Here is a 23093-nt window from a genome sequence, read left to right on the forward strand (position 1 = left end):
GTCCCGGGGAGATCGGCGGTACGGGCGGCGGTTTTCCACGCGAACATCGTAACGCAACAACCGTTGCGTTAACCTCGCCTCCGCGAGGAAACAGCAGTTGAGGACGAGGGGGGACACGTCATGACGCAGGGTTCGTACGCCACGATCAGGGAGTTCACGGTCTGCGGACCGGACTCGGGCCCGTACGGCATCACCGCCGGGCCCGACGGCGCCCTGTGGTTCACGCTGGTCCACGAGGGCCGCGTGGGCCGGATGGAACCGGACGGGCGGCTCACCCTGCACCCCCCCGATCCCCTCCCCGGCGGGCCGATGATCATCACGGCGGGCCCGGACGGCGCGCTGTGGTTCACCGCCTTCCGCGGCGACGCGATCGGCCGGATCACCACCGGCGGCGACGTCGCGCGGTTCGCCGTCCCGGAGGGCTGCGGCCCGTGCGGGATCGCGGCCGGGCCCGACGGCGCCCTGTGGTTCACCCAGATGCACACCGGCCGCATCGGCCGGATCACCACCGGCGGGCGCGTCACCGAGCACCCGCTGCCCGTCCCGGACGCCATGCCCTCGATGATCACGGCGGGCCCGGACGAGGCGATGTGGTTCACCCTCAACCAGGGCAACGCGGTCGGCAGGATCGCGCCGGACGGGGACCTGGCCGTCCACCCGCTGCCCACCGAAGGGTCCGCGCCGGTCGGCATCACCGCCGGGCCCGACGGCGCGCTGTGGTTCACCGAGATCGGCACCGGGCACATCGGCCGGATCACCACCGACGGGAAGGTCACCGAGTACCCGCTGCCCGACCCCGCCGCCCGCCCGCACGCCATCGTCGCCGGCCCCGGCGGGGACCTGTGGTTCACCGAGTGGGGCACCGCGCACATCGGCCGCATCACGCCCCGGGGCCGCATCGACGAGCACCCGCTGCCGACCCCCGGATGCGAGCCGCACGGCATCGCGCTCGGCCCGGACGGCGCGCTGTGGGTGGCGCTGGAGACCGGGGCGCTCGCCCGCGTCACCGCCGCCTGACCCACCGGCTCGACCTCCGTTTCCCCTCCGGTTCACACGCGCCCGGGACGGAAAACCGGTTGGCATGATCGGCGCCGTTCACTACAACGGTCGGCATGCTCCGCAAATATCCCCGGACCCGGCACATCGAGGGGTCCCGGCTCCAGCCGGGCGACCACGACCTCGCCTCGGTGCCGTTCACCGCGATCGCCGGGCGGTATCTGGTGGTGGAGGAGAAACTCGACGGCGCCAACGCCGGCATCAGCTTCACCTCCGGTGGGGAGCTGCGGCTGCAGAGCCGCGGCCACTACCTGACGGGCGGGCCCCGGGAACGCCAGTTCGGGCCGCTGAAGGCGTGGGCGGCGTCCGTCCAGCACGTCCTGAGGGAACGGCTTGAGGACCGGTACGTCCTGTACGGGGAGTGGCTGTACGCCAAGCACACCGTCTTCTACGATTCGCTGCCGCACTATTTCTGCGAGTTCGACGTCCTCGACCGGTCCGACGGGACGTTCCTCTCGACCGGGCGGCGCCGTGAGCTGCTCGCGGGCACGCCGGTGGTGCCGGTGCCCGTGCTGCACGAGGGTCCGCTGCGGGACGTGGCGGCGCTGACCGCGTTCGCGGGGCCGTCCACGTGCCGAACCCCGCGGTGGCGGGACGCGCTGCGCGCCGCGGCGCGGGCGGGCGGCGCCGATCCCGGCCGCGTCGCCGAGGAGACCGACACCTCCGACGACATGGAGGGCCTCTACATCAAGGTGGAGGAGGGCGGGAAGACCGTCGACCGCTACAAGTGGGTGCGGCCGAGTTTCCTGACCGCGATCCTGGACTCGGGCACCCACTGGCAGGAGCGCCCGATCGTCGCCAACGGCCTGGCCGACCCGGAGGTGCTGTATGCGGGTGTTCGATGACCTGTGCCCGGCGCCGCCGCACTGGACCGTCCCGTGGGAGCGGATCCGGGACGCGTTCGGCTGGGTCCGCGACATGGCCGGCGTCCCGCAGGACGCGGTGTTCCACGGCGAGGGCGACGTCGAGATCCACACCCGGATGGCGTGCGAGGCGCTGGCGTCGCTGCCGCAGTGGCGGGCGCGCCCGCACGCCGAGCGGGTGCGGCTGTTCACGGCCGTGCTGATGCACGACATCGCCAAGCCGCACTGCACGAGCATCGACGGCGACGGCCGCATCACCGCGCGCGGCCATTCGCGGCGCGGTGACCTGATGGTGCGGCGGATCCTGTGGGAGATGGGCGCGCCGCCCGCCTGGCGCGAGCACGTCGCCGCGCTGATCCGCCACCACCAGGTGCCGTTCTGGGCGCTGGAACGCCCCGACCTGCAGCAGATCGTGTTCCGTGTCAGCCTGCTGGCCCGCAACGACGACCTGGTGCTGCTGGCGTCGGCCGACATCCTCGGCCGGATCTGCCCCGACACCGAGGAGCTGCTGGACAACGTCGCCTTGTACGGGGAGTACTGCGCCGAGCAGGAGTGCCTGGACGTCCCGCGCGTGTTCCCGTCCGACCACGCCCGGTTCTGGTACTTCCGCAAGCCCGGCCGCGACCCCGGCTACGCCGCCTACGACGACACGCGCCTGACCGCGACCGTCCTGTCCGGCCTGCCGGGCGCCGGCAAGGACCACTGGATCGCCGCCAACCGGCCGGGCGTGCCCGTCGTCAGCCTCGACCGGCTGCGCGGAGAGATGGGCGTGTCCCCCGCCGGCGACCAGCGCGCCGTGGCCGCCGCCGCGCACGAGGCGGCCCGCGGGCATCTGCGCGCCGGGCGGTCGTTCGTGTGGAACGCCACCAACGTGTCGCGGACGCAGCGTGATCTGTGCACCGGCCTCATCGCCCGCTACCGGGGCCGGGTCGAGGTCGTGGCGCTGGAGGCGCCGCCCGGCGTGCTCCGCGACCGCAACCGCGGCCGGCGCTCCCCCGTCCCGGACGCGGTCATCGACCGTCTCGTCCGCCGCTGGGAGATCCCCGATCCGACCGAGGCCCACCGGGTCGACTGGCTGACGACCGGCTGACCTGCGGCCGCGCGTCCCCGCCGGCGGCCCGGCCGCGCGCGGCCGGGGCCGCCGCCACGTTTAGTCCGCGACCTGGGGGAACGGCTGTACCCGGGCTTCGTAACGAGGACGTGGAGGAGGCCGGAGCCATGAGCATCGCGCGGCCGGCACAGGACGGCAGAACCGAGGCCGGGACCCGGACCGAAACGGGGACCGGGGGGGTGCACCGGCACGATTACGGGCGCGCCCCCGAATTCCACGGCGCGGACCACGAAGCGGGGACGGGCGAGCTGGTCAGGCAGGCGACGCGGCAGGCGTCGGAGTTGATGCGCGCCGAGCTGCGTCTCGCGGTGGCCGAGCTGAAGGACAAGGGCCGCCACGCCGGGACCGGCGCCGGAATGTTCGGCGGCGCGGCCCTGGTGGCGCTGTACGCGGTGGCCGTGCTGCTCGCGGCGGCGGTCGCCGCGATCGCGCTGGTCCTGCCGGTGTGGGCGGCCGCCCTCATCATCGGCGGGTTCCTCATGCTGGTCGCGGGCGTCCTGGCCCTGCTCGGCCGGTCGCAGGCCAAGCGCGCCACACCGGCCAAACCCGAGAAGGCCATGGACGGGGCGAAGCAGACCGTGGCGGAGCTGAAGGAGAGGGCGACGCACCGATGACCACGCAGGGCAAGCAGGGCGCCGGGACGGGGACCGAGGAGCTTCGGCAGGAGGTCGACCGGGCGCGCCACGATCTGGGCGAGACGGTGGAGCAGCTCGCCGCCAAGGCCGATGTGAAGGCCATGGCCAGGCAGAAGGCCGCCGACGCCAAGAGCAGGATGCGGGAGTCGGCCGCGTCGGCGCGGGAGGTCACCGCGCGGGTCAAGGGCGCCGGCGCGGCGGACCAGGCCAAGCGGGGCGGCGCCGTCGTCGCGTCGGCGGGCGCGGTCGCGCTCGCGGCGGTGTGGATGCGCCGGCGCCGCTCACCCAAGGCACGGCTGCGCCCGGGGCGCGGGCGGGGCCGCAACGCCCCGGTGCGTGTGGTGTTCCGCACCGGCCAGAGGCAGGCCGTCCGCGTGCGCCGCCGTCGCCGCACGCTGCTGTGAGGAGAGTTCGGTCATGACCGAACCGGGTGGACCCACCGCGCTGCGCGCCACGTCGTGGAAACAGGCGCTCAAGCGCACGATCGGGGAGTTCAAGAGGGACAACCTGACCTCCTGGGCCGCCGCGCTCACCTACTACGCCATTCTGTCGATCTTCCCGGCGATCCTGGTGGTGGTGTCCCTGGTCGGCCTGGCCGGCCAGTCGGCCACCGACGACCTGATCTCCAGCGTCAGCGACCTGGCCCCCGGGGCGGTCGGCGACCTGCTCATCAGCTCGATCAACCAGCTGCAGGGCAGCGGCGGAGGCGCCGGCGTCATCGCCCTGCTGAGCCTGGCCGGCGCCGTGTGGTCGGCGTCGGGGTATGTCGGGGGGTTCATGAAGGCCTCCAACATCGTCTACGACATTCCCGAGGGGCGGCCGATCTGGAAGACGGTCCCCATCCGGATCGCCGTGACGCTGCTGGCGCTGGCGGTGCTGGCGGCGTCGGTGATCGCGGTGGTGGTGTCGGGGCCGCTGGCCCGCGAGATCGGCGACGTCCTCGGCCTGGGCTCCCAGGCCGTCACCATCTGGAGCATCGCCAAGTGGCCGGTGATGCTGCTGGTGATCAGCTTCCTGTTCTCGCTGCTGTACTGGGCCTCGCCCAACGCCAAGCGGGGCTTCCAGTGGGTCACGCCGGGCGGGCTGGTCGCGGTCCTGCTGTGGCTGGCGGCCTCGGGCCTGTTCGCGCTGTACGTGGCGAACTTCGCCTCCTACAACAAGACCTACGGCAGCATCGCCGGGATCATCATCTTCCTGGTGTGGCTGTGGATCACGAACCTGGCGATCCTGCTGGGCGCCGAACTGAACGCCGAGCTGGAACGCGGCCGCGCCATCGCCGGCGGACACGACGCCGAGGCGGAGCCGTACGTGGAGTTCCGCGACACCCGCGCGTTCGACGACGAAGAACGCCGCGAGACCGGTGCCGGCGAGTCGGCGGACGGCGAGGACGGCCACCCGGACGGCGGCGCCCGACGCGCCGAGGCCGAGGCGGCACCGGCCCCCCGCCGGGGACGGCCGGGCGGCGGCCGCCCCTAGAAAGCCGCCCCCGGAGGCCGCTCCCGGCCCCGCTCGCGCGGCGGGGCCAGGCGCTTTCCCGGGCAATCACGGGTCGCATAAGGCCGAACACGGCGAATAGGATCATCGCATGCTCCGTCCGGCCTATCCGATCGAGACCGAGCGGCTGACCCTGCGGCCGTTCTGTCCGAACGACCTCGAGGACCTGTACGCCTACCAGTCCCTGCCCGAGGTGGCTCGCTTCCTGTACTGGGAACCCCGGAACCTGGAGGAGTCCCGCGCGTTCCTGAAGCAGAAGATGTCCGCGTCCACCGTGGAGAAGGAGGGCGACTGGCTCGTCCTGGCGGTGGTGTGGCGCCAGACCGGCGACCTGATGGGCGAGGTGAACCTGCAGTGGCGCAGCCGGGAGCACCGGCAGGGCGAGATCGGGTACATCTTCCATCCCGCCTACCACGGCAAGGGGTTCGCGACCGAGGCCGCCGAGGTCGTGCTGCGGCTGGGTTTCGAGGGGCTCGACCTGCACCGCGTGGTGGGGCGGCTGGACGGCCGCAACACCGCGTCCGCGCGGGTGCTGGAGCGGCTCGGGATGCGCCGCGAGGCGCGCCTGGTGCAGAACGAGATGGTCAAGGGCGAATGGTCCGACGAGGTCGTCTACGCGATGCTGCGGCACGAGTGGGACGCCCGCTCCGGGCGCTGAACCCGCCCCCGATCTGCTGACCGGTCAGCGGCCCGCCTGCTCGTCCAGGGTGCGGGCGAGGTCGCGGACGTGGCCGCGCAGCTCGGCGGGGCGGCGGATGACGAACGGGAGGCCGAGCCCGGCCAGCATCCGCGGCATCCCGTCCAGCCGCTCCGCCCGGGTGATCATGACCACTCCCCCGGCGGTCTCGGTGAGCGTGGCGGTGGTGGTGCGCCTGAAGCAGCTCCAGCATCGCCAGGACGCGGGTCGTCGGATGCGACGGTGCGGGGTATGACACGGGTCACTCACCAAATCCGGGCGGTTTCTGTCCGGTATTGACCGTAGCGTGAGGTCACATCCACGGAGAAGGGACGGCTGACATGGCTACGTTCGTCCTGGTCCCCGGCTACTGGCTCGGCGCCTGGGCGTGGGACGAGGTGGCGGCCGAGCTGCGTACCGCGGGCCACGACGTCCACGCGGTGACACCGGCCGGGCAGGCCGAGCGCGCCGGCGAGGCCGCGCCCGGCGTCGACGTCGACACCCACATCGCCGACATCGTGTCGGTCATCGAGGGCGGCGCCCTGGAGCGGGTCGTGCTCGTCGCGCACAGCGGCGCGAACATGGCCGCCACGGGGGCGTCGGACCGGATCCCCGGGCGGATCGCGCGGATCGTGTACGTCGACACCGGGCCGATGCCGCCGGGCATGGCCGGCATCGACTTCCACGACCCGCAGGCCCGTGCGGAGCTGGAGAAGCAGGTCGCCGAGCAGGGCGAGGGGTGGAAGATCCCGGTTCCGCCGTTCGACCCGGAGTCCGACCCGGACAACCTCGCCGGCCTGTCCGCCGAGCAGCTCGCCGTGATGCGCGAGCACGGCACACCGCAGCCGTTCGGCACGGCGACGCAGGCGCTGACGCGTCCCGATCCCCTGCCCGCGACGCCGCGCACGCTGATCGCGAACACGATCCCGCTCGCGGCGGTGAAGGCGATGGGCGAGCAGGGCCACCCGGTCTTCTCGATGATGACCGGGCCCGGCTGGACCTACCGGGAGCTGCCGACCGGCCACTGGCCGATGTTCTCCCGGCCGCGCGACCTCGCCGCGCTCCTCGGCGAGGTGTCGGCCCTGGAGCCCGCCGGGCGGTCGTGACCGTGCGCGGTGGCGGTGTGGCCGGGCGGGTCCGGATGACTCACTTCTTCACAGCCCGCGGCGCATTTCTTGTCAAAGGCCCCTGTAGATCGATCCGGTGGAGGCGAGGAAACTCGGCGTGGTCGCGCGGCCACGGGGGTCGGGCCGTTTCCGTGAGGAGCGCAGATGACAACGTCCGTTCGCCGTCGGCCACTCCAGGGACAGTGGAAGCGCTCGCTCGCCGCCGGCTCGGTCGCCGTCGTCCTCGTCGCCGGGCTCGGTGCGGTGGGTGCGGGCGCCGCGCAGGCCGCGCCCGCTCGGACTCTCGCGGCGCCGGTCGCGGCCGACAGCGGGGCGCGCATCACCGCGGAGAAGAAGGTCGGCGAGCACGCGGTCGACATCACGATCGACTCGCCGTCGCTGGGCACGTCGGTGAACGCCCGCATCCTGCTGCCGAGGGACTGGCAGCGCGGCGCGCAGGCGACGTGGCCGGTCCTGTACGCCTTCCACGGCGGCCAGGATGACTACACGTCCTGGGCCAGGAACACCGACATCGAGGCGTGGGCGCTCAAGTACAACGTCATCGTCGTCATGCCCGAGGGCGCCAACGGCTCCTACACCGACTGGTACAACTACGGCAAGGGCGGGACGCCCAAGTGGGAGACCTTCCACACCGCGGAGGTGCGCCAGCTGCTGGAGCGCAACTACGGCGCGGGCGCGCTGCGCGCGGCCATCGGCAACTCCTCGGGCGGCGCGGGCGCGATGAGCTACGCGGCCCGGCACCCGGGGCTGTTCAAGTACGCGGCGTCGCTGAGCGGCATCCTGTCGATGCGGTCGATCGGCATGCCGGCGATGCTGATGTTCACCAACGCCGGCAACGGCCAGGACCCGTTCGCGATCTGGGGGATCCCGTGGGCCGACGACGCCAACTGGGCGGCGCACGACCCGTACTCGCTGGCGCCGAAGCTGCGCGGCACCGGCCTGTTCTTCTCCGCCGGCACGACGGGGCGTCCCGGTCCCGGTGACCCGGGCGTCGCGCCGTGGGACATCGGCCTGCTCAGCGAGATCGCGATCGGCGCGAACACCAAGGAGTTCAAGAAGCGCCTGGACGAGCTGGGCATCCCCCACACGGCGCACATCTACGGTGACGGCCGGCACAACTGGCCCGCGTGGATCCGCGAGGCGGGCTTCATCTGGCCGTCGCTGATGGAGTCGATCGGCGCCCGGAAGTTCTGACACCGCCCGGCCCGTGTGACCGGCCCGTGTGACCGGCCCGTGTGACCGGCGCGTGCCACGGGCCCGTGTGATGATCCCGGCCCGGCCCGGTTCCGTGGCGGCTGCGGCTGCCGTCCCGGAACCGGGCCGCCCTGTCAGCGGCGGTAGCCGAGGCCGTGGCCGAAGCGGTACAGGGCGGTGCCGGGCTCGTCCCGGACGGGGATGGCGACCGGCAGCCGCCCGCGCGGGTTCAGCTCGCCGAACAGGGTCTTGGCGGCCGACCGCAGCGCCTCGGCGGTGTAGGAGTAGGTGGCCAGGTAGGTGGTGGCCTCGGGGAACCAGGCGATGTCGTAGGGGTCGCGGACGGCGATGACGACGACGGGCGTGCCGGTGGCGGCGAGGGCCTTGACGAGGTTCATCTGCCCGGGGCCGTTGTGGCCGGGCTCGTCTTCGACGTCCCAGGCGCGGTTGGTGACGGCGACGACGAGGTCCTGGCCGCGCGCGGCTTCGGCGGCCTCGTCGATCTGCGCCCGGGTGGGCCTGATGCCGGTCTGCCGGATGGTGGCGGTGGCGCCGCGCCGGGCGATCTCGGTGCCGAGGGCGGCGGTGGTGGACACGCCCCATCCGGTGACCAGGACGTCGCGGGCGCCGGGCCGCAGCGGCAGGACGCCGGCGTCGTTCTCGACCAGGGTGGTGGTGCGGTCGGCGGCGCGCTGCGCGGCGGCCAGGTGCGCGGGCGTCCCGACCACCTCGCCGACCCGGGACTCGTCGGTGTAGGGGTCGCGGAACAGGCCGCGCTCGTGCTTGAGCTCGAGGATCCGGTAGACCGACGCGTCGATGCGCTCCTCGGTCAGCTCACCGGACTCGACGGCGGCGACGACGGCGGCGAGCTGCCGGGGGAACACGCCGGCGCCGTCGTCGTCCACGGGCGGTTTGAGCAGCACGTCGGCGCCGGCCTTGAGGGCGAGGACGGGGATGCGCTCGTCGCCGTACTTGTCGCGGACACCCTGCATGTCGAGGGCGTCGGTGACGACGACGCCGCGGTAGCCGAGCCGGTCGCGCAGGATGCCGGTGAGGATGGGCCGCGACAGGGTCGCGGGGTCGCCGGACGGGTCCAGCGACGGCACGACGATGTGCGCGGTCATGATCGAGTCGACGCCGGCGGCGATGGCTGCGCGGAAGGGCGGCAGGTCGAGCCGTTCCCATTCCCGGCGGGTGTGGTCGATCTCGGGGACGCCGCTGTGGCTGTCGGTGGTGGTGTCGCCGTGGCCGGGGAAGTGCTTGGCGGTCGCGGTGACGCCGCCGGACCGGTATCCGCGGATCTGCGCGGTGACCATGTCCGACACCAGGCCGGGGTCGGAGCCGAAGGACCGGACGCCGATGACGGGGTTGGCGGGGTTGACGTTGACGTCGGCGTCGGGGGCGTAGTCCTGGTTGATGCCGATGGCGCGCAGTTCCCGTCCGGTGATGCGGGCCAGGGCGCGGGCGTCGCCGGTGCGGCGGCCGGCGGCCAGGGCCATGGCGCCGGGCGACTGCGTCGCGGGCGGCTGGATGCGGGCGACGATGCCGCCCTCCTGGTCGGTGGCGATCGTCGCGGGGATCCGGTGGGGCCCGGCCATCGCGGCGCGCTGGATGCCGTTGGAGAACGCGGCGACCTGGTGGGGGTCGTCGATGTTGTTGCCGTAGTAGATGAATCCGCCGGGCCGGTACCGGGCCATGACCTGCGCGGCGTTGCCGGCCCCGTACAGCCTGCGGTTGGCGGCGACGTCGGCGGGGTCGGTGGTGTCGGCGCTCTTGCCGTGGATCTGCAGGACGAACAGCTGGGCGGCCTTCTCCTCCAGTGTCATCGACCGCAGGATGCGCATGAGCTCCGGGTTCTTTCCGTGGCCGCCGCCGTTTCCGCCGCCGGGCGGCGCGGCGTGCGCGGCGGGCGTCATCATGGCGGTGAGGCCGGTGACGGCGAGAGCACCGGCGGTAAGGCCGGCGAGCCACCGGCGGCGGCGCGTGCGGGGACGGTACATGACGGCTCCCTCCGGCCCCCGAACTTCGGATGATCAAGGTCTTTCTCGCACGCTAGCCCCGGGCGGCGGCGCCGTCCACGGCAAGGGTCGACGACGCCGCGGCCGGGGGCGCGTCAGTTGCGGCGCAGCCACCGCCACCAGTGACCGCCGGGCGGGTCCGGTTCGGTCAGCGGATGGTCCTCGACGCGGTAGCGGCGGACGTAGGCGCTCGCGAACGCCTGCACGCTGGCGCCGAGCGGCACCGCCAGCAGCACCCCGGCGGGCCCGGCGACGGCGGCGCCGGCCAGGATGAGCCCGAACGCGACGGCGGGGTGCACGTCGACGGTGCGGGCGGTGATGCGGGGGTGCAGCAGGTAGTTCTCCAGCTGCTGGTAGGCGAGGACGAACAGCAGCATCCACAGCGCGGTCGACGGCGCCACGGTCAGCGCGATCAGGACGGGCACCGCGCCGGCCAGGTAGGTGCCGACGGCGGGGATGAACTGCGACACCACCCCCACCCACAGAGCCAGGACCGCGGCGTAGGGGACCCCGAGCCCGACCATGGCGATGTAGTGCGCGATCCCGGAGACCAGGGCCAGCAGCCCGCGCGAGTAGAGGTAGCCGCCGGTCTTGTCGACGGCGATCTCCCAGGCCCGCAGCGCCTGCCGCTGGTGGAGGGGCGGCAGCAGGGAGCACACCGTCCGGCGGAACCGCGGGCCCTCGGCCGACAGGTAGAAAGTGAACAGCACCACGCCGAGGGCCTTGAACACGACGCCGAACGCGGTGGCGCCGATCCCCCACACGTTGGTCGCCAGGGACGACAGATGCCGCGACAGGGCCCCGGTGACGGTGGGGAGCCGCTGGAACAGGGTGTCCTGCGACAGGCCGGTCCCGAAGGTGGCGTTGACCCATCCGATGACCTGGTCGACGTATCCGGGGAACCCTTCGACGAGGCCCGCGGCCTGGGTGGCCAGCAGCGATCCGATGCCGCTGAGGAACCCGCCGGTCAGGACGGCGACGACCAGGAACATCGCGGCGGTGGCGGGGCCGCGCCGCCACCCGTGCCGGGCCAGGAAGTTGACGGCCGGTTCGATCGCGAACGCCAGGAACAGCGAGATCAGCAGGAGCAGCAGCAGGTCCCGCAGCCGCTGCAGCAGCCACATCGCCGCCATGAACGCCAGGACGACGGCGCCGGCGAGCACGAACGCCTTCGGCAGCCAGGGCGGCATCGCGTGCGCGTCGCCGGCTGCGGGCCGCCCGGCGGGCGGTTCGGCGGGGGCGTCGGGCGGGACGTCGGCGGGCGCGTAGGCGGGCCTGTCGCCGGGCGTCTGCGACATGCCCGCACGCTAACCGTGTCCCGCCGCCCGTTTCGGGCGTCCCGCCCCGCCGCGGGGCCGATCTTTGCCGAGATTTCAGCCGGGCGCGTTACCGGCGGTGTTCAGGGGGTTCGACAGGTCGGAGATCGCCCTGTCGAGCCGGGCCCGGCGCCCGGCCGGGGTCCTGGCCTTCAGCAGCGGAAGGATCACCAGGTAGCGGGCGGTCTTGTCGAGGGCCTCGAACCGGGCGGCGGCGCCGGGGTGGGCGGCCAGTGCCTCGGCCAGGTCGGGCGGGACGGTGGCGTTGCGCTGGGCGGTGTAGGCGGCGTCCCAGCGGCCGTCGGCCCGGGCGGCGGCGACCTCGGCGAGGCCGGGCGGGCGCATCCGCCCGGCGGCGGTGAGCGCCTCCACCTTCTCGACGTTCACCCGCGACCAGGGGCTGCCCTTGCGGCGGCGCGAGTACCGCTGCAGGTAGAAGGTCTCGTCGCAGGACTTGCGCCGGCTGTCGATCCAGCCGTAGCACAGGGCGACGTCCAGCGCCTCGGCGATGGTGACCGAGGTGGCGTCCGCCCCCTTCTTGGCGATCTTCAGCCAGGCGCCGCCTTCGCCGTCGTGGTTGGCGGCCAGCCACGCCTCCCACTGGGCGGCGTCCGCGAAATGCATCATCGTCCCAGGATGGCACCCGGCACCGACAACCGGCGCCGCCCCCTTGCCGGGACCCGATGGTGGACTCCTCGTGCGCGCGTGCCGCCTCATCGGCTTCCCACCCCATAGGCTACGGCCGGACGGGAGGCGCGTCAGGGCGTGTGATGAGCGGATCGGCGCGGCCTCCGGGCGGATCGCGGTGAAGGAGTGGGATGGTCAGCGACAACGCCGACAGGCTGGCGGTGCTCATCGACGCCGACAACGCCCAGCCCACGATCATCGAGGGGCTGCTGGCGGAGGTCGCCAAGTACGGCACCGCCCATGTCAAGCGCGCCTACGGCGACTGGACCGGGACGAGCCTGCGCGGCTGGAAGGAGCGGCTGCTGGAGCAGTCGATCCAGCCGATCCAGCAGTTCGCCTATACGACGGGCAAGAACGCCACGGACGCGGCGATGGTCATCGACGCGATGGACCTGCTGTATTCGGACCGGTTCGACGGGTTCTGCCTGGTCTCCAGCGACAGCGACTTCACCCGCCTGGCCGCGCGGATCCGCGAGTCGGGCCTGACCGTGTACGGGTTCGGGGAGCGCAAGACGCCCAAGCCTTTCGTGGCGGCGTGCGACAAGTTCATCTACATCGAGAACCTCGCCTACGACCAGGTCTCGGCCGCGCCCGCCGCCGCGGCGCTGCAGCCGGCGCCCTCTTCGTCGGCCGCGACGCTCAAGCAGGACACGGCGCTGGTGAACCTTCTGCGCAACGCCGTGGAGGGCGCCTCCGACGAGGACGGGTGGGCGGCGCTGGCGGGGGTCGGCCACATCATCACCAACCAGCGCCCCGAGTTCGACTCCCGCAACTACGGCTTCGCCAAGCTCAGCGAGCTGATCGCGGCGACGACGCTGTTCGAGCTGGACCGCCGCAGCCCGGGCGACGGGAAGCCGGGCATCATCTACGTCCGCGACAAGCGCCGCCGGGACAAGAGGCCGGCTTCCTGACGGGCGCTGAGTTCCTGACGGGCGCTGACCCGGCGGCGCCCCCGCCGACCATAACTTCTACTTCTGGCATTCAGAAGGACCATGTCTTTGACTTCTGGATGGGCGGTGCCGACGATGGAGGTGACGGCGTCCGGCACAAGGGGGAGTTCATGACGGAGTACGAGAAGGCCATGCGGCCGGAGGACATCACGCGGCTGTTCGTCGAGCGGTCCAACGCCGGTGACGCGGAGGGCGTCGCGGCCCTCTACGAGAAGGACGCGGTGATGGCCTACCCGCCTGGTTCGCAGACGGTGGGCCGGGACGCGATCCGCGAGCTGTGGGAGAAGGTGCTGGCCGGCCGCCCGCGTTTCGAGCCGGAGGAGCCGCTGCCGACCCTGGTCAACGGTGACGTCGCGCTCACTTCGACGCCGCCGAGGGACGGGGCCGGTGCCCGCGCGCAGGTCGCGCGGCGCCAGCGCGACGGGAGCTGGCTGCGGGTCCTGGACCAGCCCGAGTTCGTCGCAGCGCGGTAGGGCGGTCGAGGCCGCATGCGGGCGGGCCCGCATGCGGCCTCTTGGACGAGGCGTGTCTCGCGCGGAGGGGAACGCGCGCGCCGCGGCCGCATCCCGCTAGTCCCCGGCCATCACGGTGAAGGTGAAGCCGGCGCTCGTGGGGCGGTGCAGCGGGATGCCGCACTTGATCCGGCGCCGTACCTGGTTGCGGGTGAGGCCGAGCCCTTGCGCGATGAGCCGTTCCGGGCGCACCGGCACCGGGTCGTCGAAGGCGACCTCGACCCGGAACGGCCACGCGTCGTCGGGCCGGGCCGGCGGGGCGTCCAGCCGCCAGGCGCCCGTCCAGTCCAGGGCGATGCGGTTGCGGCGGGCGAACAGCGGGTCCAGCAGCGTGACCGCCACCAGTTCCGGGTCGTTGACGCGGTAGCCGTGGAGCTCGGCCGGATCGATGGATCTGACCGGCGCTCGCTCGTGCACGGTGAGCTTGCTCGTCCGATCGCAGGACACGCAGGCGACCAGCAGCCAGACGTCCAGCCGCCTGCCGTTGGCGTTGACGCGGAACCGTCCCCGGCCGGTGGTGGCCGACTCGGCGCGGCAGTGCGCGCACCGCAGCGACAGCAGGGGCAGCCTGGTCCGGCGGACGACCCAGGGCAGCACGGTATGAGGTTGTGAAGACATGAGCTCTCTAGACCTGACACGAGGCCGATTACGCGCGGCCTCGAACGCTGTACGACCGGGCGCGCCAGGGCAGCCCGGCAGAGCCGGCGGGGGCGCCGGCTACAGGTGAGCGGAAGAAGGTGTCAGGTCTGAAGGGCAGGCGGGGTCACGCGGTCTCGTCCTTTGTCTTCACTGCGATCGGCCGCAGGCAACGTACGGGAACGCGGAGGGAGCCTTCAAACGGTTTTCCGGCCGAGGCTCCGTCAGTGCTCCCGGGGCCCCAGCGGCGCAGGCGGCGGCCTTCGGTCTCGGCGATCCCCTCGGCGGTCCGCGGGTCGCGCCTGAGAGGATCGGCCCGTGGCGGATGTGGTCTTCTTCGATTTGGACGGCACCCTGGTCGATCACCGGGGCGCGGTGTGGGACGCGATCGGCCAGATCGTCCGGGCCGCGCCGGACGCGACGGCTCCGCCGGAGGAGCTGGTGGCGCTGTGGTGGACGCTGGAGGGGCGCCACATGCGGGAGTACCTGGCCGGCCGGTGCTCCTTCGCCGAGCACCACCGGCGCAGGCTCCGCTCTTTCCTGCCCGCGCTCGGCGAGCCGGTTCCCGAGGATCCCGGCCGTCTGGACGCCTGGATGGCCGAGCGCTACCTCACCGCGTTCGAGGAGTCCTGGCGGTCCTATCCCGATGTGCGGCCCTGCCTGGAGAGCCTGAAGCGGCTTCCGCGGGGGCCGCGTCTGGCCGTTCTCACCAACGGGGACCCAGGGCAGCAGCGCGCCAAGCTCGCCCGCTTCGGCCTGCTGGAGTACTTCGAGGCGGTCCTGACCCCGTCCGAGCTCGGCGCGGCCAAGCCCGGCGCCTACGCCGCCGCCTGCCGGTGGATGCGGACCGACCCCGGGCGGGCGGTCAACGTGGGCGACATGCTGGAGAGCGACGTGCACGCGGCCGCCCTCGCGGGGCTCACCGGCGTCTGGCTGGACCGCGGCGTCGACTTCGTCACCGGCGGGCCGTCACCGGCGGCGGACCGGGCGGTACCGCGCATCGAGCGGCTCACCGACCTGCCCGGACATCTGGCGCGCATGGACGCCTGACATTCGTGAGAGCGTCCGGCGCTCACGGGCGCCTGCGCGGCCGGGGACGGCGGGTCCGGGGACGGCGGGTCCGGTGCCGCCCACCCACCGGGCCCCGGTGGGTGCCCCCGGGCCCGGTGGGGCCGGGTCAGGGCAGGGCGGCGAGGAACGCGGCGAACCGCCGCAGGAGCAGCGCGCACGCCTGCCCGTCGTAGGAGGGCAGGCTGCTGTCGGTGAACAGGTGCCGGTCGCCGGGGTAGAGGAACAGCTCGGCGCCGGCGGTTTCGGAGACGAGGGCGCGGGCGGCGTCGGGGGCGTGGACGGTGTGGCCAGCCCGCCGCAGCGCGTCGGCGAAGCCGCGCACACCGTGCGTCAGCCCCTGCACGTGGTGGAACAGCAGCACTTCGGCCATGCCGTGATCGTGCCACGGTGCGGGCGCGGCGGCGCGGACTCCGCCGGACGAGCTGGTCGCGCTGGCGCCGCGGGCGGCGGGGGGCTGACCACGGCGGAGATCGCGCGGGCGTTCCCGGTGCCGGAGGCGACGATGGCGCAGCGCATCAGCCGCGCCATGTGCAGCGCATCAGGGCGGCGGGCGGCCGGTTCCGGCTGCCGCCCGCGGGTGAGCGGGACGCGCGGATGCGCGCCGTCCTGCACGTGCTGTACCTGATCTTCAATGAGGGGTGCACGGCCGGTTCGGGCCCGGATCTGCGGCGCGCCGAGCTGACCGGGGAGGTCGCGGGGCTGCTGGCGCCCGACCACCAGCGTGCCCGAGCGGCGGTATCTGCGGGGCCGCGCCGACCACCTCACCGCGATGCGGCAGGATGCCCGGTATGGGTGATGTTTTCGCGCATCGGCTGCGGGTGCGGTACAGCGAGTGCGACCAGCAGGGCGTGGTGTTCAACGGCCATTACCTGTTCTTCTACGACGTGGCGCTGACGGAGATGTGGCGGGCGCTGATCGGCGAGTACGGGCAGATGGTGCAGGACGGCTACGACCTGGTGGTGGCCGAGTCCCGGATCCGGTTCCGGGAGGGCGCCCGGTTCGACGAGCTGGTGGAGGTGTCGATGCCGGTGGCGCGCCTGGGGGTGACGAGCATGGTGGTGCGGCCGGTGTTCCGGGTGGGTGAGCGGGTCATCGCTGACGGGGAGGTGCGGCATGTGTTCATCGACCCGGCGTCCAAGGCCAAGCGGGAGATGCCGCCGGAGGTCAGGGCGGCCCTGGAGCCCTATGTGGAAGGGGCGGGCCCGGACGGGGCGGGACAGGCGGCCGGCGCGGCGTCGGGCGCTCAATCGCCTTGACGACGTCTCCGACATCGCGCGCATCCCGATCTGGAATCGGGTTCCGCCTGAGGTGCCCGGCACAGTTCCCGCACGGGTGATTCAACTGGGCGCCGCACCCCCGGGGCAACCCTTTTCCGGGCGGCCCCGCGGGGTTCAGCGGGCGAACAGGGGGCGCGGCGCCCGGGATCGGCGGGCCGGCCGCGCGCACACCTGCGACAGCACCATCCGCAGCGCGGCGGCCTGCGACAGCACCGCCCATTCACGGTCGCCGTAGCCGCGCATGGACGCCGAGGCGTCCAGGACGAGCGCGACGGTCCCCTCGAAGCGGGGGAACTGCGCGGCGGCGGCGCCGACGTGGCGGTCTCGACACTCATTTTCCCCGCCCCGCCCCGACCGGCCCGGTGCCGCCGCTACGCTTCGGCGGCGGTCGCGGAGGGGGCGCCGGTGGTGTCGGGCGCCCGCCTGCTCGGCGGCGAGGACGTCCGTGCCGCGTCCGGCACGGCGCCGCCGCGCCGTTCGGCGGGCGGTTCGGCGGGCAGGCCGGCGGGGCGGGCGGCGGCGCGCTGGGCGAGGTAGGCGCCGGTCAGCACGATGGCGCCGCCGAGCATCTGCGCGGGGGTGAGGCGTTCGCCGAGCACGGCCCAGGCGATGAGGGCGGCCGCGACGGCCTCGGTGTAGCAGATCGCGCCGCCGACCTGCGCCGGGAGCCGCTGCAGCCCGGCGACGCCGGTGAGGTAGGCCACCACGGTGCTGACGACGCCGATCCAGGCGACGAGCGTCCAGCCGGGCGCGGCGAACCCCGCGACGGGGACCGGCGCGGGCAGCACGTCCCACGGCAGCGCCCAGGGCGCGGCGAGGGCGGTGAGCGCGACGGCCGCGACGGCGGTGCCGGACGCGGTGATGACCAGCGGGTCGACCTGCCCGGCGAGGCGGTCGACGATGAGGAAGTAGGCGGCCTGGCAGGCGGCGGCGCCGAACCCGGCGGCCAGGCCGAGCGGGTCCAGCGACAGGCCCGCCCACACCTGCACGACCATCGCCAGCCCGGCCATGGCGACCGCGACGCCGGCGGCGGCGGTGCGGTGCACCGGGACGCGGCGTACCAGCCGCAGCCACGCCAGCACGATCACCGGGCCGCTGAACTCCAGCAGGATCGCCACGCCGACCGGCAGCCGCGACGCGGCCACGAAGTAGCACGCCTGGCAGCCCGCGACGCCCGTCAGCCCGTAGACGGCCAGGCGGCCCAGGTGGGGGCGCAGGCCGCGCGCCGCCGACCGTCCCCGCAGGACGACCGCGACCGGCACCAGCACCACCGCGGCGGTCGCGATCCGCAGCCACACCGCCTGCAGCGGGCCGAGCCCGGCCTCGATGAGGGCCTTGCCGAACGGCCCGGACGCGCCGAAGCACACCGACGACACCAGCACCAGGCCCACGCCCCAGGCGCGCGTCCGCGCCGCGCCGTCCGCCGCCCCCACCGCCCACCCCCGCGCCGCACCGTGCGTCCGTCCGTTCACCCGCCCGCAAGGGCTAATGAGCATGGTGCCATAACGCTCCTTACACGTCGATGGCGGGGAGCACGCCCGCCCGGAGGGATACCGGGCCGTGACTGCGGTGATGCCGGACGCGCCGCCCGGTGGGACTACTATTCGCCGAATGAGCTGGCAGGCGGCCGGGGCGGGGCCCGGTGGAACCGGAGGCGGGCCGAGCGGGGACCTGTTCGCGGCGGTCGAGGGCAACGTGCGCGAGCTGGTGGCGTCCCCCTGGTGGCAGACCGCCCAGCCCGCCGACCGCGCCGGCCAGATCGCCGCGCGGATGCTGTGGGGCGCGGGCGAATGGTGGCTGTACGGGGCGTGGGGCCGCTGGTACCGGTGCGGCCTGGACGGCGCCTGGCACCCCTGCCCCCCGCCCGAGGCGTTCGAGGACCGCCGCGTCGCGGTGCCCGCACCGCCCGGCGCGGGGATCCCGCCCGTCCCGCCGCAGCTGTACCCCACCGGCCCGGACCTGTCCGCCGGGCGCGTCGCGCCGCTGGGGTTCCTCGGCCCGGTCCCCGACACCGCGGTCGTGGCGCGCATCTCCCAGGCCCTCACCACCGCGCTGGCGGTCAACCCGCAGCAGTTCGCCCAGCGCGACCCCATGTTCCAGCCCGGGACGCCCAGCACCGTCGCCGCCGCGTGGGGCGCGCTGCTGTGGTGCGCCGGGTCCCCGGTGGTGCTGACCGAGCATCCGCTGATCGAGTCGTTCATCCCGTTCCTGACCACCTCGGCGGACCGGCTGCACTGGATGATGCCGCCCGACTTCGCCACCCTGGCCGGCTACTACATCCACCGCCTGGGCGCCGGCGACGGCGGCGGCGCCGCCCACATCGCCCGCGTCATGTACGAGGTCGCCGCCGGGCTGCAGGCCGACCCCCGGTTCCGTCCCGGCGCCGACGCCCTCGCGGCGGTGACGGCGGCGTCGCTGCGGATGGTCAACCAGGACATGGCCACCGTCCGGTACGGGCCCGAGGCGATCCTGCAGGAATGGCGGCGCCGCTGCCCCGCCGAGTTCGCCACGCCGATGGTCCGCGACACCGCGCCCGGCGAGTACCTGCGCCTGGCCCTGTACGACCTGCAGCAGATCGTCGCCGGGCTGACCGGCCCCCGCCCCGCGGCGCCCGGCCGCGGCCACGACGAGGTCCGCCGCGCCGGGATCGCGGTGCTGGCCGCCGACCTGCAGGCCGCGCCGGGCGCGCTGCCGGCGCTGCAGCGGTGGCTGGACCCCGACAGCTCCCGCACCCTGCAGGCGGTGCTGGGCGACCCGGCCAACCCGCTGCGGTCGCTGTGGCCGCGCGACGGGCGGCTGCCGGACGCACTGCGCACCGACGACGCCGACGCGCTGGCGGCGCTGCTGTCCACGACCTACACGCTGGGGCTGACGTGGTGCCGGCTGGCGCAGGTCGCGCCGCCGGCGGCGGGTTTCGCTGTGCCGCAGGCGGTCGCGGCGGAGCTGACGTCCCCGGCGATGCACACCCCGCCGTCCACCGACGAGCTGTCGGCGTGGGACATCATCAAGGCCGCCCGCGCCCACATGGCCGCCGAGCGCGCCGACCGCCCGGTGGCGCCGGTGCCCGAGCCGGCGACGGACGCGCCGGGCCCGCCGCCCGCGGTGGCGCCTGCCCCGCCCCCCGGCGCGCCGGTGCCGCCCCCGGCCGCACCGGAACCGCCCGCACCCGCATCGCCGGTGCCGCCGCCTGCGCCGCCGGTCTCCCCGCCGCCCTTCCCGGGACCGCCGGCCCGTCACGAGCAGCCCGCGCCGCCCCCGCCCCCGCCCGCTCCCCCGCCCCCCTCGTCCTCCCCGTCTCTGTCGGATCCGTTCGAGCCGGGGGCGCCCCACTCTTCACCGCCCTCTTCACCGCCCTCTTCACCGGCGCCGCCTCCGGCGCCCGTTCCCGAGCCGCCCGTTCCCGAGCCGCCCGCGCCGGAGTGGCCGCCGCCCGACGCGACGACCGCCGACGCCGCGCCCCCGGCCCCGCCGCCCATGCCCCCGCCCCCGCCCCCGCCCCCGCCTCCGCCTGCTCCGGCGGAGTCTCAGCCGCCGGCGGAGCCGGTGTGGCCGCCGGAACCGCAGCGGACGCAGCTGGACACCGACGCGTTCCGGACCCAGCTCGACCCGGGTCCCGCGTGGCCCGGCGCCGACGCCCCCGCGGTTTCGGCGCCGCCGCCGGGTCCCGCTCCGCAGGCGGATCTGCCTCCGCCTCCGGCGCCGGTTCCCGAGCCGCCGCCGCCGATGCCTCCGGCGCCCGTCCCTGAGCACAGCCCGCAGATCGCCGAGGCGTACGGGATCCGGTTCCTGTGCGGCGCCGACGACATCGAGCGCGTGGTGACCGAGGTGCGGCGGCGCGGCAAGTGGGCGCGGCGGCTGCGGGGGCAGGAGGTGTCCAGCGCGTCGGCGCCGGCGCTGCTGCTGATCGGGTCGCCGTCCAGCGGGCAGCGGCGGCTGGCGCGGATGGCCGCGGCGGCGCTGGCGGAGGTGGAGGCCTCCAGCGGCGAGGTCCACAGCGCCCACGCCGAAGACCTGCGCGAGCACGGCCCCGACGGGCTGCGCGCGGTGCTGGACGAGCACGCGGGCCATGTCCTTCTCCTGGACGGCCTGGACGGCCTGATCCTCGACGAGGCGCAGGGCCCGGCGTACGCGTCGGTGCTGTACCGGGCGCGGCTGGAGGGCGTCAACGACACCGCGCTGCTGGCGACGTGCGAGCCGGACCGGGTCGGGGAGCTGTCGGCGGCGTCGCCGGAGCTGGTGACCGATCTGCGGGCCGTGCGGCTGCCGGACCTTGACGTCCCCGAGGCGCGTTCGGCGCTGGTGGGGCTGCTGGCCGAGGAACGCCGCCTGCGGCTGGGCCCGGACGCCTGGACGGTGGTGAACCGCGACGTGGGAACGCTGCGTGCGCGGGGGCGGCTGACCGGCGCACGGCTGGTGGAGGCCTATCTGGACCGGGCCGCGACACGGCATCTGGGCAGTGCGGAGGCCACGCAGGCGATCGGGAGCGCGCTGTCGCTGACGGCGGCCGATTTCGAGGGCCTGGCCGCGGAGCTGTCGGGCCGCTGACGGCGCCGTCCCCGGACGCGCGCGCCTCGATCGGCCGGTGCCCGGCCGTGTCCGTGCCCGGCACCGTCCTTGCCGTGCACCTGCCGTGTCCGTGCTCGGCCGCGGCCCCGGCCGGTACGGGGTGGTCTCGGGGGCTCGATTCGCCTTGCCCGCAGGCGATCTGGGCCCCCGTGCGGCGGCGGAATGTCGGTGGGCGGGGTCACGATGGGGGTGTGGATCGCGTTGACCGGCTGCTGGCGCTCGTCGCCGAGTTGCGTGCGGCCTCCCCCGAGCCTCTGGACCCGGCCGCGCTGGCGGGGCGGCTGCGGGTCAGCGAGCGGACCGTCCGCCGCGATCTGGAGCTGCTGACGCACGGCGGGCTGCCGGTGCGGCCGGTGAAGGGCCGAGGGGTGGTGCTGCCGGACGCGCCGGCGCCGGACGCGCTGAGCGAGGCGGGGTCGCTGACGGGCCCGGTGCACGACACCCTGGCCGAGGCCGTCCGGGGCCGCCGCGTCGTCCGGCTCGCCTACACCGACCAGGCGGGGTCGCGCAGCTTCCGCGACGTGGAGGCGCACGGCCTGGTCGTCGCCCCCTACGCGGAGTACCTGGTGGGGTGGTGCCGGATGCGCGACGGGCCGCGGATGTTCCGGCTGGACCGGATCGGCGCGGCGTTCCTGTCGGGGCGGGCCGCGGAGGTCCGCGATCTGGACGCGCTGCTGGCGGCGCTGCGGGTGCCGGTGCCGCGTCCCCCGGCCGAGCCGGGGCCGCGCGGCCCGGCGGGTGCGGCGCGGGCGCGGGCGTGGACGCTGGACCGGCTGCAGTTCGTGCGGTCCCGGCTGCGGGACGCGGCGGCGGAGGTCCGCGGCGGGACGGGCGGTGCCGCGCTGCGGTGCGTGCTGGGGCATCTGGCGGAGTGGACGCGGTGGCAGGCGGCGGCGATCCGGGCGGCGGCGACGGGTGAGGAGCCGGTCCTGTCCGGGCGGCCCCCGCGGTTCCCGGAGGGGTTCGGCCGGGAGATGCCCTTCGACGCGCGGGAGCGGATGATCCAGGACGCGATGGCGCTGCGGTCCCTGGGCGAGCTGGCGCGCGATCTGCAGGAGGTGCTGGAGTCGGTGGGGCACTGGGCGGCGGGCTGCGACGACGCGCTGTGGGAGGCCGAGCTGCCCGACCCGCGCCCCTACGGCCCGCCGGGGCCTCCGCGTCCGCTGGCGGACCTGCTGGCGGGGTGGCGCGGCCCCCTCGCCCACATCGAGTGGCATCTGGACCGCCTGGCCGATGGGCCGCCGCCGGCGCCGCCGGGCGGCGCCGGCGAGGAGGTGTGGATCGTGGACCGCTGCCCTCTGCAGGCGTGACCCGGGCGGGGGCACTCGCGGGGAGCCGTTACAGTGGGTGGGTCGGTGTGGCATGTGTCCCCCGGGCTCTACCTGATGCCTTCGGGGAATACCGCCGGTCCCATGCGGTCCGGGCTGGAGCTTCGTTGTGCCTTTCGCCGTGAGGCGACCACCACACCGGCCTGAACGCCGAGGCCCCGGCGAGGTTCATCTCGTCGGGGCCTCGGCGTTCGCGCGTCTGCGGGACGTCGTGTCCGGGCGGGCGGGGCCGCGCCCCGGTCGCCGCGCCCCGGGCCGGGGGCCGCCGGGTGCGCGGCGGCGGTGTCCCGTCGGTGTCCGGGGCGGGGGGCCGGGACGGTGTCACGGTGGGGGTGTCACGGTGGCGGGTTCATAGTGCGGCCGCCGCGATCGCGGCGCCGATCGCGGCGAGGACGATGATGACGGCGGCCGCGGCGAATGCGACGGTGCGGGCGCGGCGGCGGCGGGGTGCGCCGAGCCGTGCGAGGCGATGGGCCAGCCGCGGGTCGTCCTCGCTCAGGCGGACCTCGATCTGCGTGAGGATCCGCTGCTCCTCCATCGACAGCGCCATGCTCATACCTCCGGGGGGTCAGGTGT

The 23093-nt window shown here is 74.5% G+C and carries 24 protein-coding genes; 15 read left to right on the top strand and 9 right to left on the bottom strand.

Annotated features, from left to right (window positions below; all coding sequences use genetic code 11):
* The first annotated feature begins 120 nt into the window (after positions 1-120).
* The 7 genes from ACGFIS_RS25115 (at position 121) to ACGFIS_RS25145 (ending at position 5817) form a co-directional block, all read left to right on the top strand.
* Positions 121-1017, top strand: a complete 897-nt coding sequence (locus tag ACGFIS_RS25115) for a virginiamycin B lyase (protein ID WP_392904122.1) — start codon at positions 121-123, stop codon at positions 1015-1017.
* Between the two features lie 95 nt (positions 1018-1112).
* Positions 1113-1901, top strand: coding sequence for an RNA ligase family protein (locus ACGFIS_RS25120; protein WP_392904120.1), 789 nt, complete (start codon positions 1113-1115; stop codon positions 1899-1901).
* Positions 1885-3009 carry an AAA family ATPase gene (locus ACGFIS_RS25125; protein WP_392904117.1) on the top strand — a complete coding sequence of 375 codons (1125 nt, stop codon included), beginning with the start codon at positions 1885-1887 and terminating at the stop codon, positions 3007-3009. Before ACGFIS_RS25120 ends, ACGFIS_RS25125 begins: the two co-directional genes overlap by 17 nt.
* Before the next feature lie 128 nt (positions 3010-3137).
* A complete protein-coding gene (locus tag ACGFIS_RS25130; RefSeq protein ID WP_392904114.1) occupies positions 3138-3644 on the top strand; it encodes a phage holin family protein in 507 nt (168 codons plus the stop codon).
* Positions 3641-4069 carry a DUF3618 domain-containing protein gene (locus ACGFIS_RS25135; protein WP_392972741.1) on the top strand — a complete coding sequence of 143 codons (429 nt, stop codon included), beginning with the start codon at positions 3641-3643 and terminating at the stop codon, positions 4067-4069. The genes ACGFIS_RS25130 and ACGFIS_RS25135 overlap by 4 nt, the downstream gene beginning before the upstream one ends.
* A gap of 13 nt (positions 4070-4082) precedes the next feature.
* The gene (locus ACGFIS_RS25140; protein WP_392904110.1) at positions 4083-5141 is read left to right on the top strand and encodes a YihY/virulence factor BrkB family protein; all 1059 of its coding nucleotides are present in this window, start codon (positions 4083-4085) and stop codon (positions 5139-5141) included.
* A 109-nt stretch (positions 5142-5250) separates the two neighbouring features.
* The gene (locus tag ACGFIS_RS25145) at positions 5251-5817 is read left to right on the top strand and encodes a GNAT family N-acetyltransferase (RefSeq protein ID WP_392904107.1); all 567 of its coding nucleotides are present in this window, start codon (positions 5251-5253) and stop codon (positions 5815-5817) included.
* A 24-nt stretch (positions 5818-5841) separates the two neighbouring features.
* Here ACGFIS_RS25145 and ACGFIS_RS25150 read toward each other — a convergent pair whose 3' ends face one another.
* Entirely contained in the window at positions 5842-5985 is a 144-nt protein-coding gene (locus ACGFIS_RS25150; protein WP_392904104.1) for a hypothetical protein, read from the bottom strand.
* 191 nt (positions 5986-6176) lie between these two features.
* Between ACGFIS_RS25150 and ACGFIS_RS25155 the strand changes: the two genes are divergently transcribed.
* Entirely contained in the window at positions 6177-6941 is a 765-nt protein-coding gene (locus ACGFIS_RS25155; RefSeq protein WP_392972743.1) for an alpha/beta fold hydrolase, read from the top strand.
* Positions 6942-7106: 165 nt separating this feature from the next.
* On the top strand, positions 7107-8156 hold the full coding sequence (locus ACGFIS_RS25160; RefSeq protein ID WP_392904099.1) for an alpha/beta hydrolase: 1050 nt from the start codon (positions 7107-7109) through the stop codon (positions 8154-8156).
* 134 nt (positions 8157-8290) lie between these two features.
* Here the strand turns inward: ACGFIS_RS25160 and ACGFIS_RS25165 are convergent, their stop codons facing one another.
* The 3 genes from ACGFIS_RS25165 to ACGFIS_RS25175 form a co-directional block, all read right to left on the bottom strand.
* Positions 8291-10156 (bottom strand): glycoside hydrolase family 3 protein, encoded by a 1866-nt coding sequence (locus tag ACGFIS_RS25165; RefSeq protein ID WP_392972745.1) that lies wholly within the window; start codon positions 10154-10156, stop codon positions 8291-8293.
* 113 nt (positions 10157-10269) lie between these two features.
* A complete protein-coding gene (locus tag ACGFIS_RS25170; protein ID WP_392972747.1) occupies positions 10270-11472 on the bottom strand; it encodes an AI-2E family transporter in 1203 nt (400 codons plus the stop codon).
* 75 nt (positions 11473-11547) lie between these two features.
* Positions 11548-12117, bottom strand: a complete 570-nt coding sequence (locus ACGFIS_RS25175) for a YdeI family protein (protein WP_392904092.1) — start codon at positions 12115-12117, stop codon at positions 11548-11550.
* Positions 12118-12308: 191 nt separating this feature from the next.
* Between ACGFIS_RS25175 and ACGFIS_RS25180 the strand changes: the two genes are divergently transcribed.
* Together ACGFIS_RS25180 and ACGFIS_RS25185 are read left to right on the top strand one after the other, a co-directional pair.
* The gene (locus ACGFIS_RS25180) at positions 12309-13088 is read left to right on the top strand and encodes an NYN domain-containing protein (RefSeq protein WP_392904089.1); all 780 of its coding nucleotides are present in this window, start codon (positions 12309-12311) and stop codon (positions 13086-13088) included.
* 149 nt (positions 13089-13237) lie between these two features.
* Entirely contained in the window at positions 13238-13600 is a 363-nt protein-coding gene (locus tag ACGFIS_RS25185; protein WP_392904087.1) for a YybH family protein, read from the top strand.
* A 96-nt stretch (positions 13601-13696) separates the two neighbouring features.
* Here the strand turns inward: ACGFIS_RS25185 and ACGFIS_RS25190 are convergent, their stop codons facing one another.
* Positions 13697-14236: a DUF1062 domain-containing protein gene (locus tag ACGFIS_RS25190; protein ID WP_392904085.1), complete on the bottom strand. Its 540-nt coding sequence runs from the start codon at positions 14234-14236 to the stop codon at positions 13697-13699.
* Between the two features lie 357 nt (positions 14237-14593).
* On the opposite strand from ACGFIS_RS25190, the gene ACGFIS_RS25195 reads away from it, so the two are divergent.
* Entirely contained in the window at positions 14594-15325 is a 732-nt protein-coding gene (locus ACGFIS_RS25195) for an HAD family hydrolase (RefSeq protein WP_392906529.1), read from the top strand.
* Positions 15326-15452: 127 nt separating this feature from the next.
* Here ACGFIS_RS25195 and ACGFIS_RS25200 read toward each other — a convergent pair whose 3' ends face one another.
* Positions 15453-15716 carry a hypothetical protein gene (locus tag ACGFIS_RS25200; RefSeq protein ID WP_392972749.1) on the bottom strand — a complete coding sequence of 88 codons (264 nt, stop codon included), beginning with the start codon at positions 15714-15716 and terminating at the stop codon, positions 15453-15455.
* A 418-nt stretch (positions 15717-16134) separates the two neighbouring features.
* On the opposite strand from ACGFIS_RS25200, the gene ACGFIS_RS25205 reads away from it, so the two are divergent.
* On the top strand, positions 16135-16602 hold the full coding sequence (locus ACGFIS_RS25205) for an acyl-CoA thioesterase (protein WP_392906533.1): 468 nt from the start codon (positions 16135-16137) through the stop codon (positions 16600-16602).
* A gap of 135 nt (positions 16603-16737) precedes the next feature.
* On the opposite strand, the gene ACGFIS_RS25210 is transcribed toward ACGFIS_RS25205, so the two are convergent.
* Both ACGFIS_RS25210 and ACGFIS_RS25215 read right to left on the bottom strand, forming a co-directional pair.
* Positions 16738-16866, bottom strand: coding sequence for a hypothetical protein (locus tag ACGFIS_RS25210; RefSeq protein ID WP_392906535.1), 129 nt, complete (start codon positions 16864-16866; stop codon positions 16738-16740).
* Positions 16867-16994: 128 nt separating this feature from the next.
* Complete coding sequence (locus ACGFIS_RS25215; RefSeq protein ID WP_392906536.1) at positions 16995-18119, bottom strand: DMT family transporter; 1125 nt, start codon at positions 18117-18119, stop codon at positions 16995-16997.
* Positions 18120-18234: 115 nt separating this feature from the next.
* On the opposite strand from ACGFIS_RS25215, the gene ACGFIS_RS25220 reads away from it, so the two are divergent.
* Both ACGFIS_RS25220 and ACGFIS_RS25225 read left to right on the top strand, forming a co-directional pair.
* A complete protein-coding gene (locus ACGFIS_RS25220; protein ID WP_392972751.1) occupies positions 18235-21168 on the top strand; it encodes a hypothetical protein in 2934 nt (977 codons plus the stop codon).
* Between the two features lie 212 nt (positions 21169-21380).
* Positions 21381-22499, top strand: coding sequence for a helix-turn-helix transcriptional regulator (locus ACGFIS_RS25225; protein WP_392906540.1), 1119 nt, complete (start codon positions 21381-21383; stop codon positions 22497-22499).
* Positions 22500-22866: 367 nt separating this feature from the next.
* Here ACGFIS_RS25225 and ACGFIS_RS25230 read toward each other — a convergent pair whose 3' ends face one another.
* Positions 22867-23073: a DUF3040 domain-containing protein gene (locus ACGFIS_RS25230; RefSeq protein ID WP_392906541.1), complete on the bottom strand. Its 207-nt coding sequence runs from the start codon at positions 23071-23073 to the stop codon at positions 22867-22869.
* Positions 23074-23093: the final 20 nt, after the last annotated feature.

The sequence above is a fragment of the Spirillospora sp. NPDC048824 genome, assembly GCF_043198455.1.
Classification (GTDB): domain Bacteria; phylum Actinomycetota; class Actinomycetes; order Streptosporangiales; family Streptosporangiaceae; genus Spirillospora.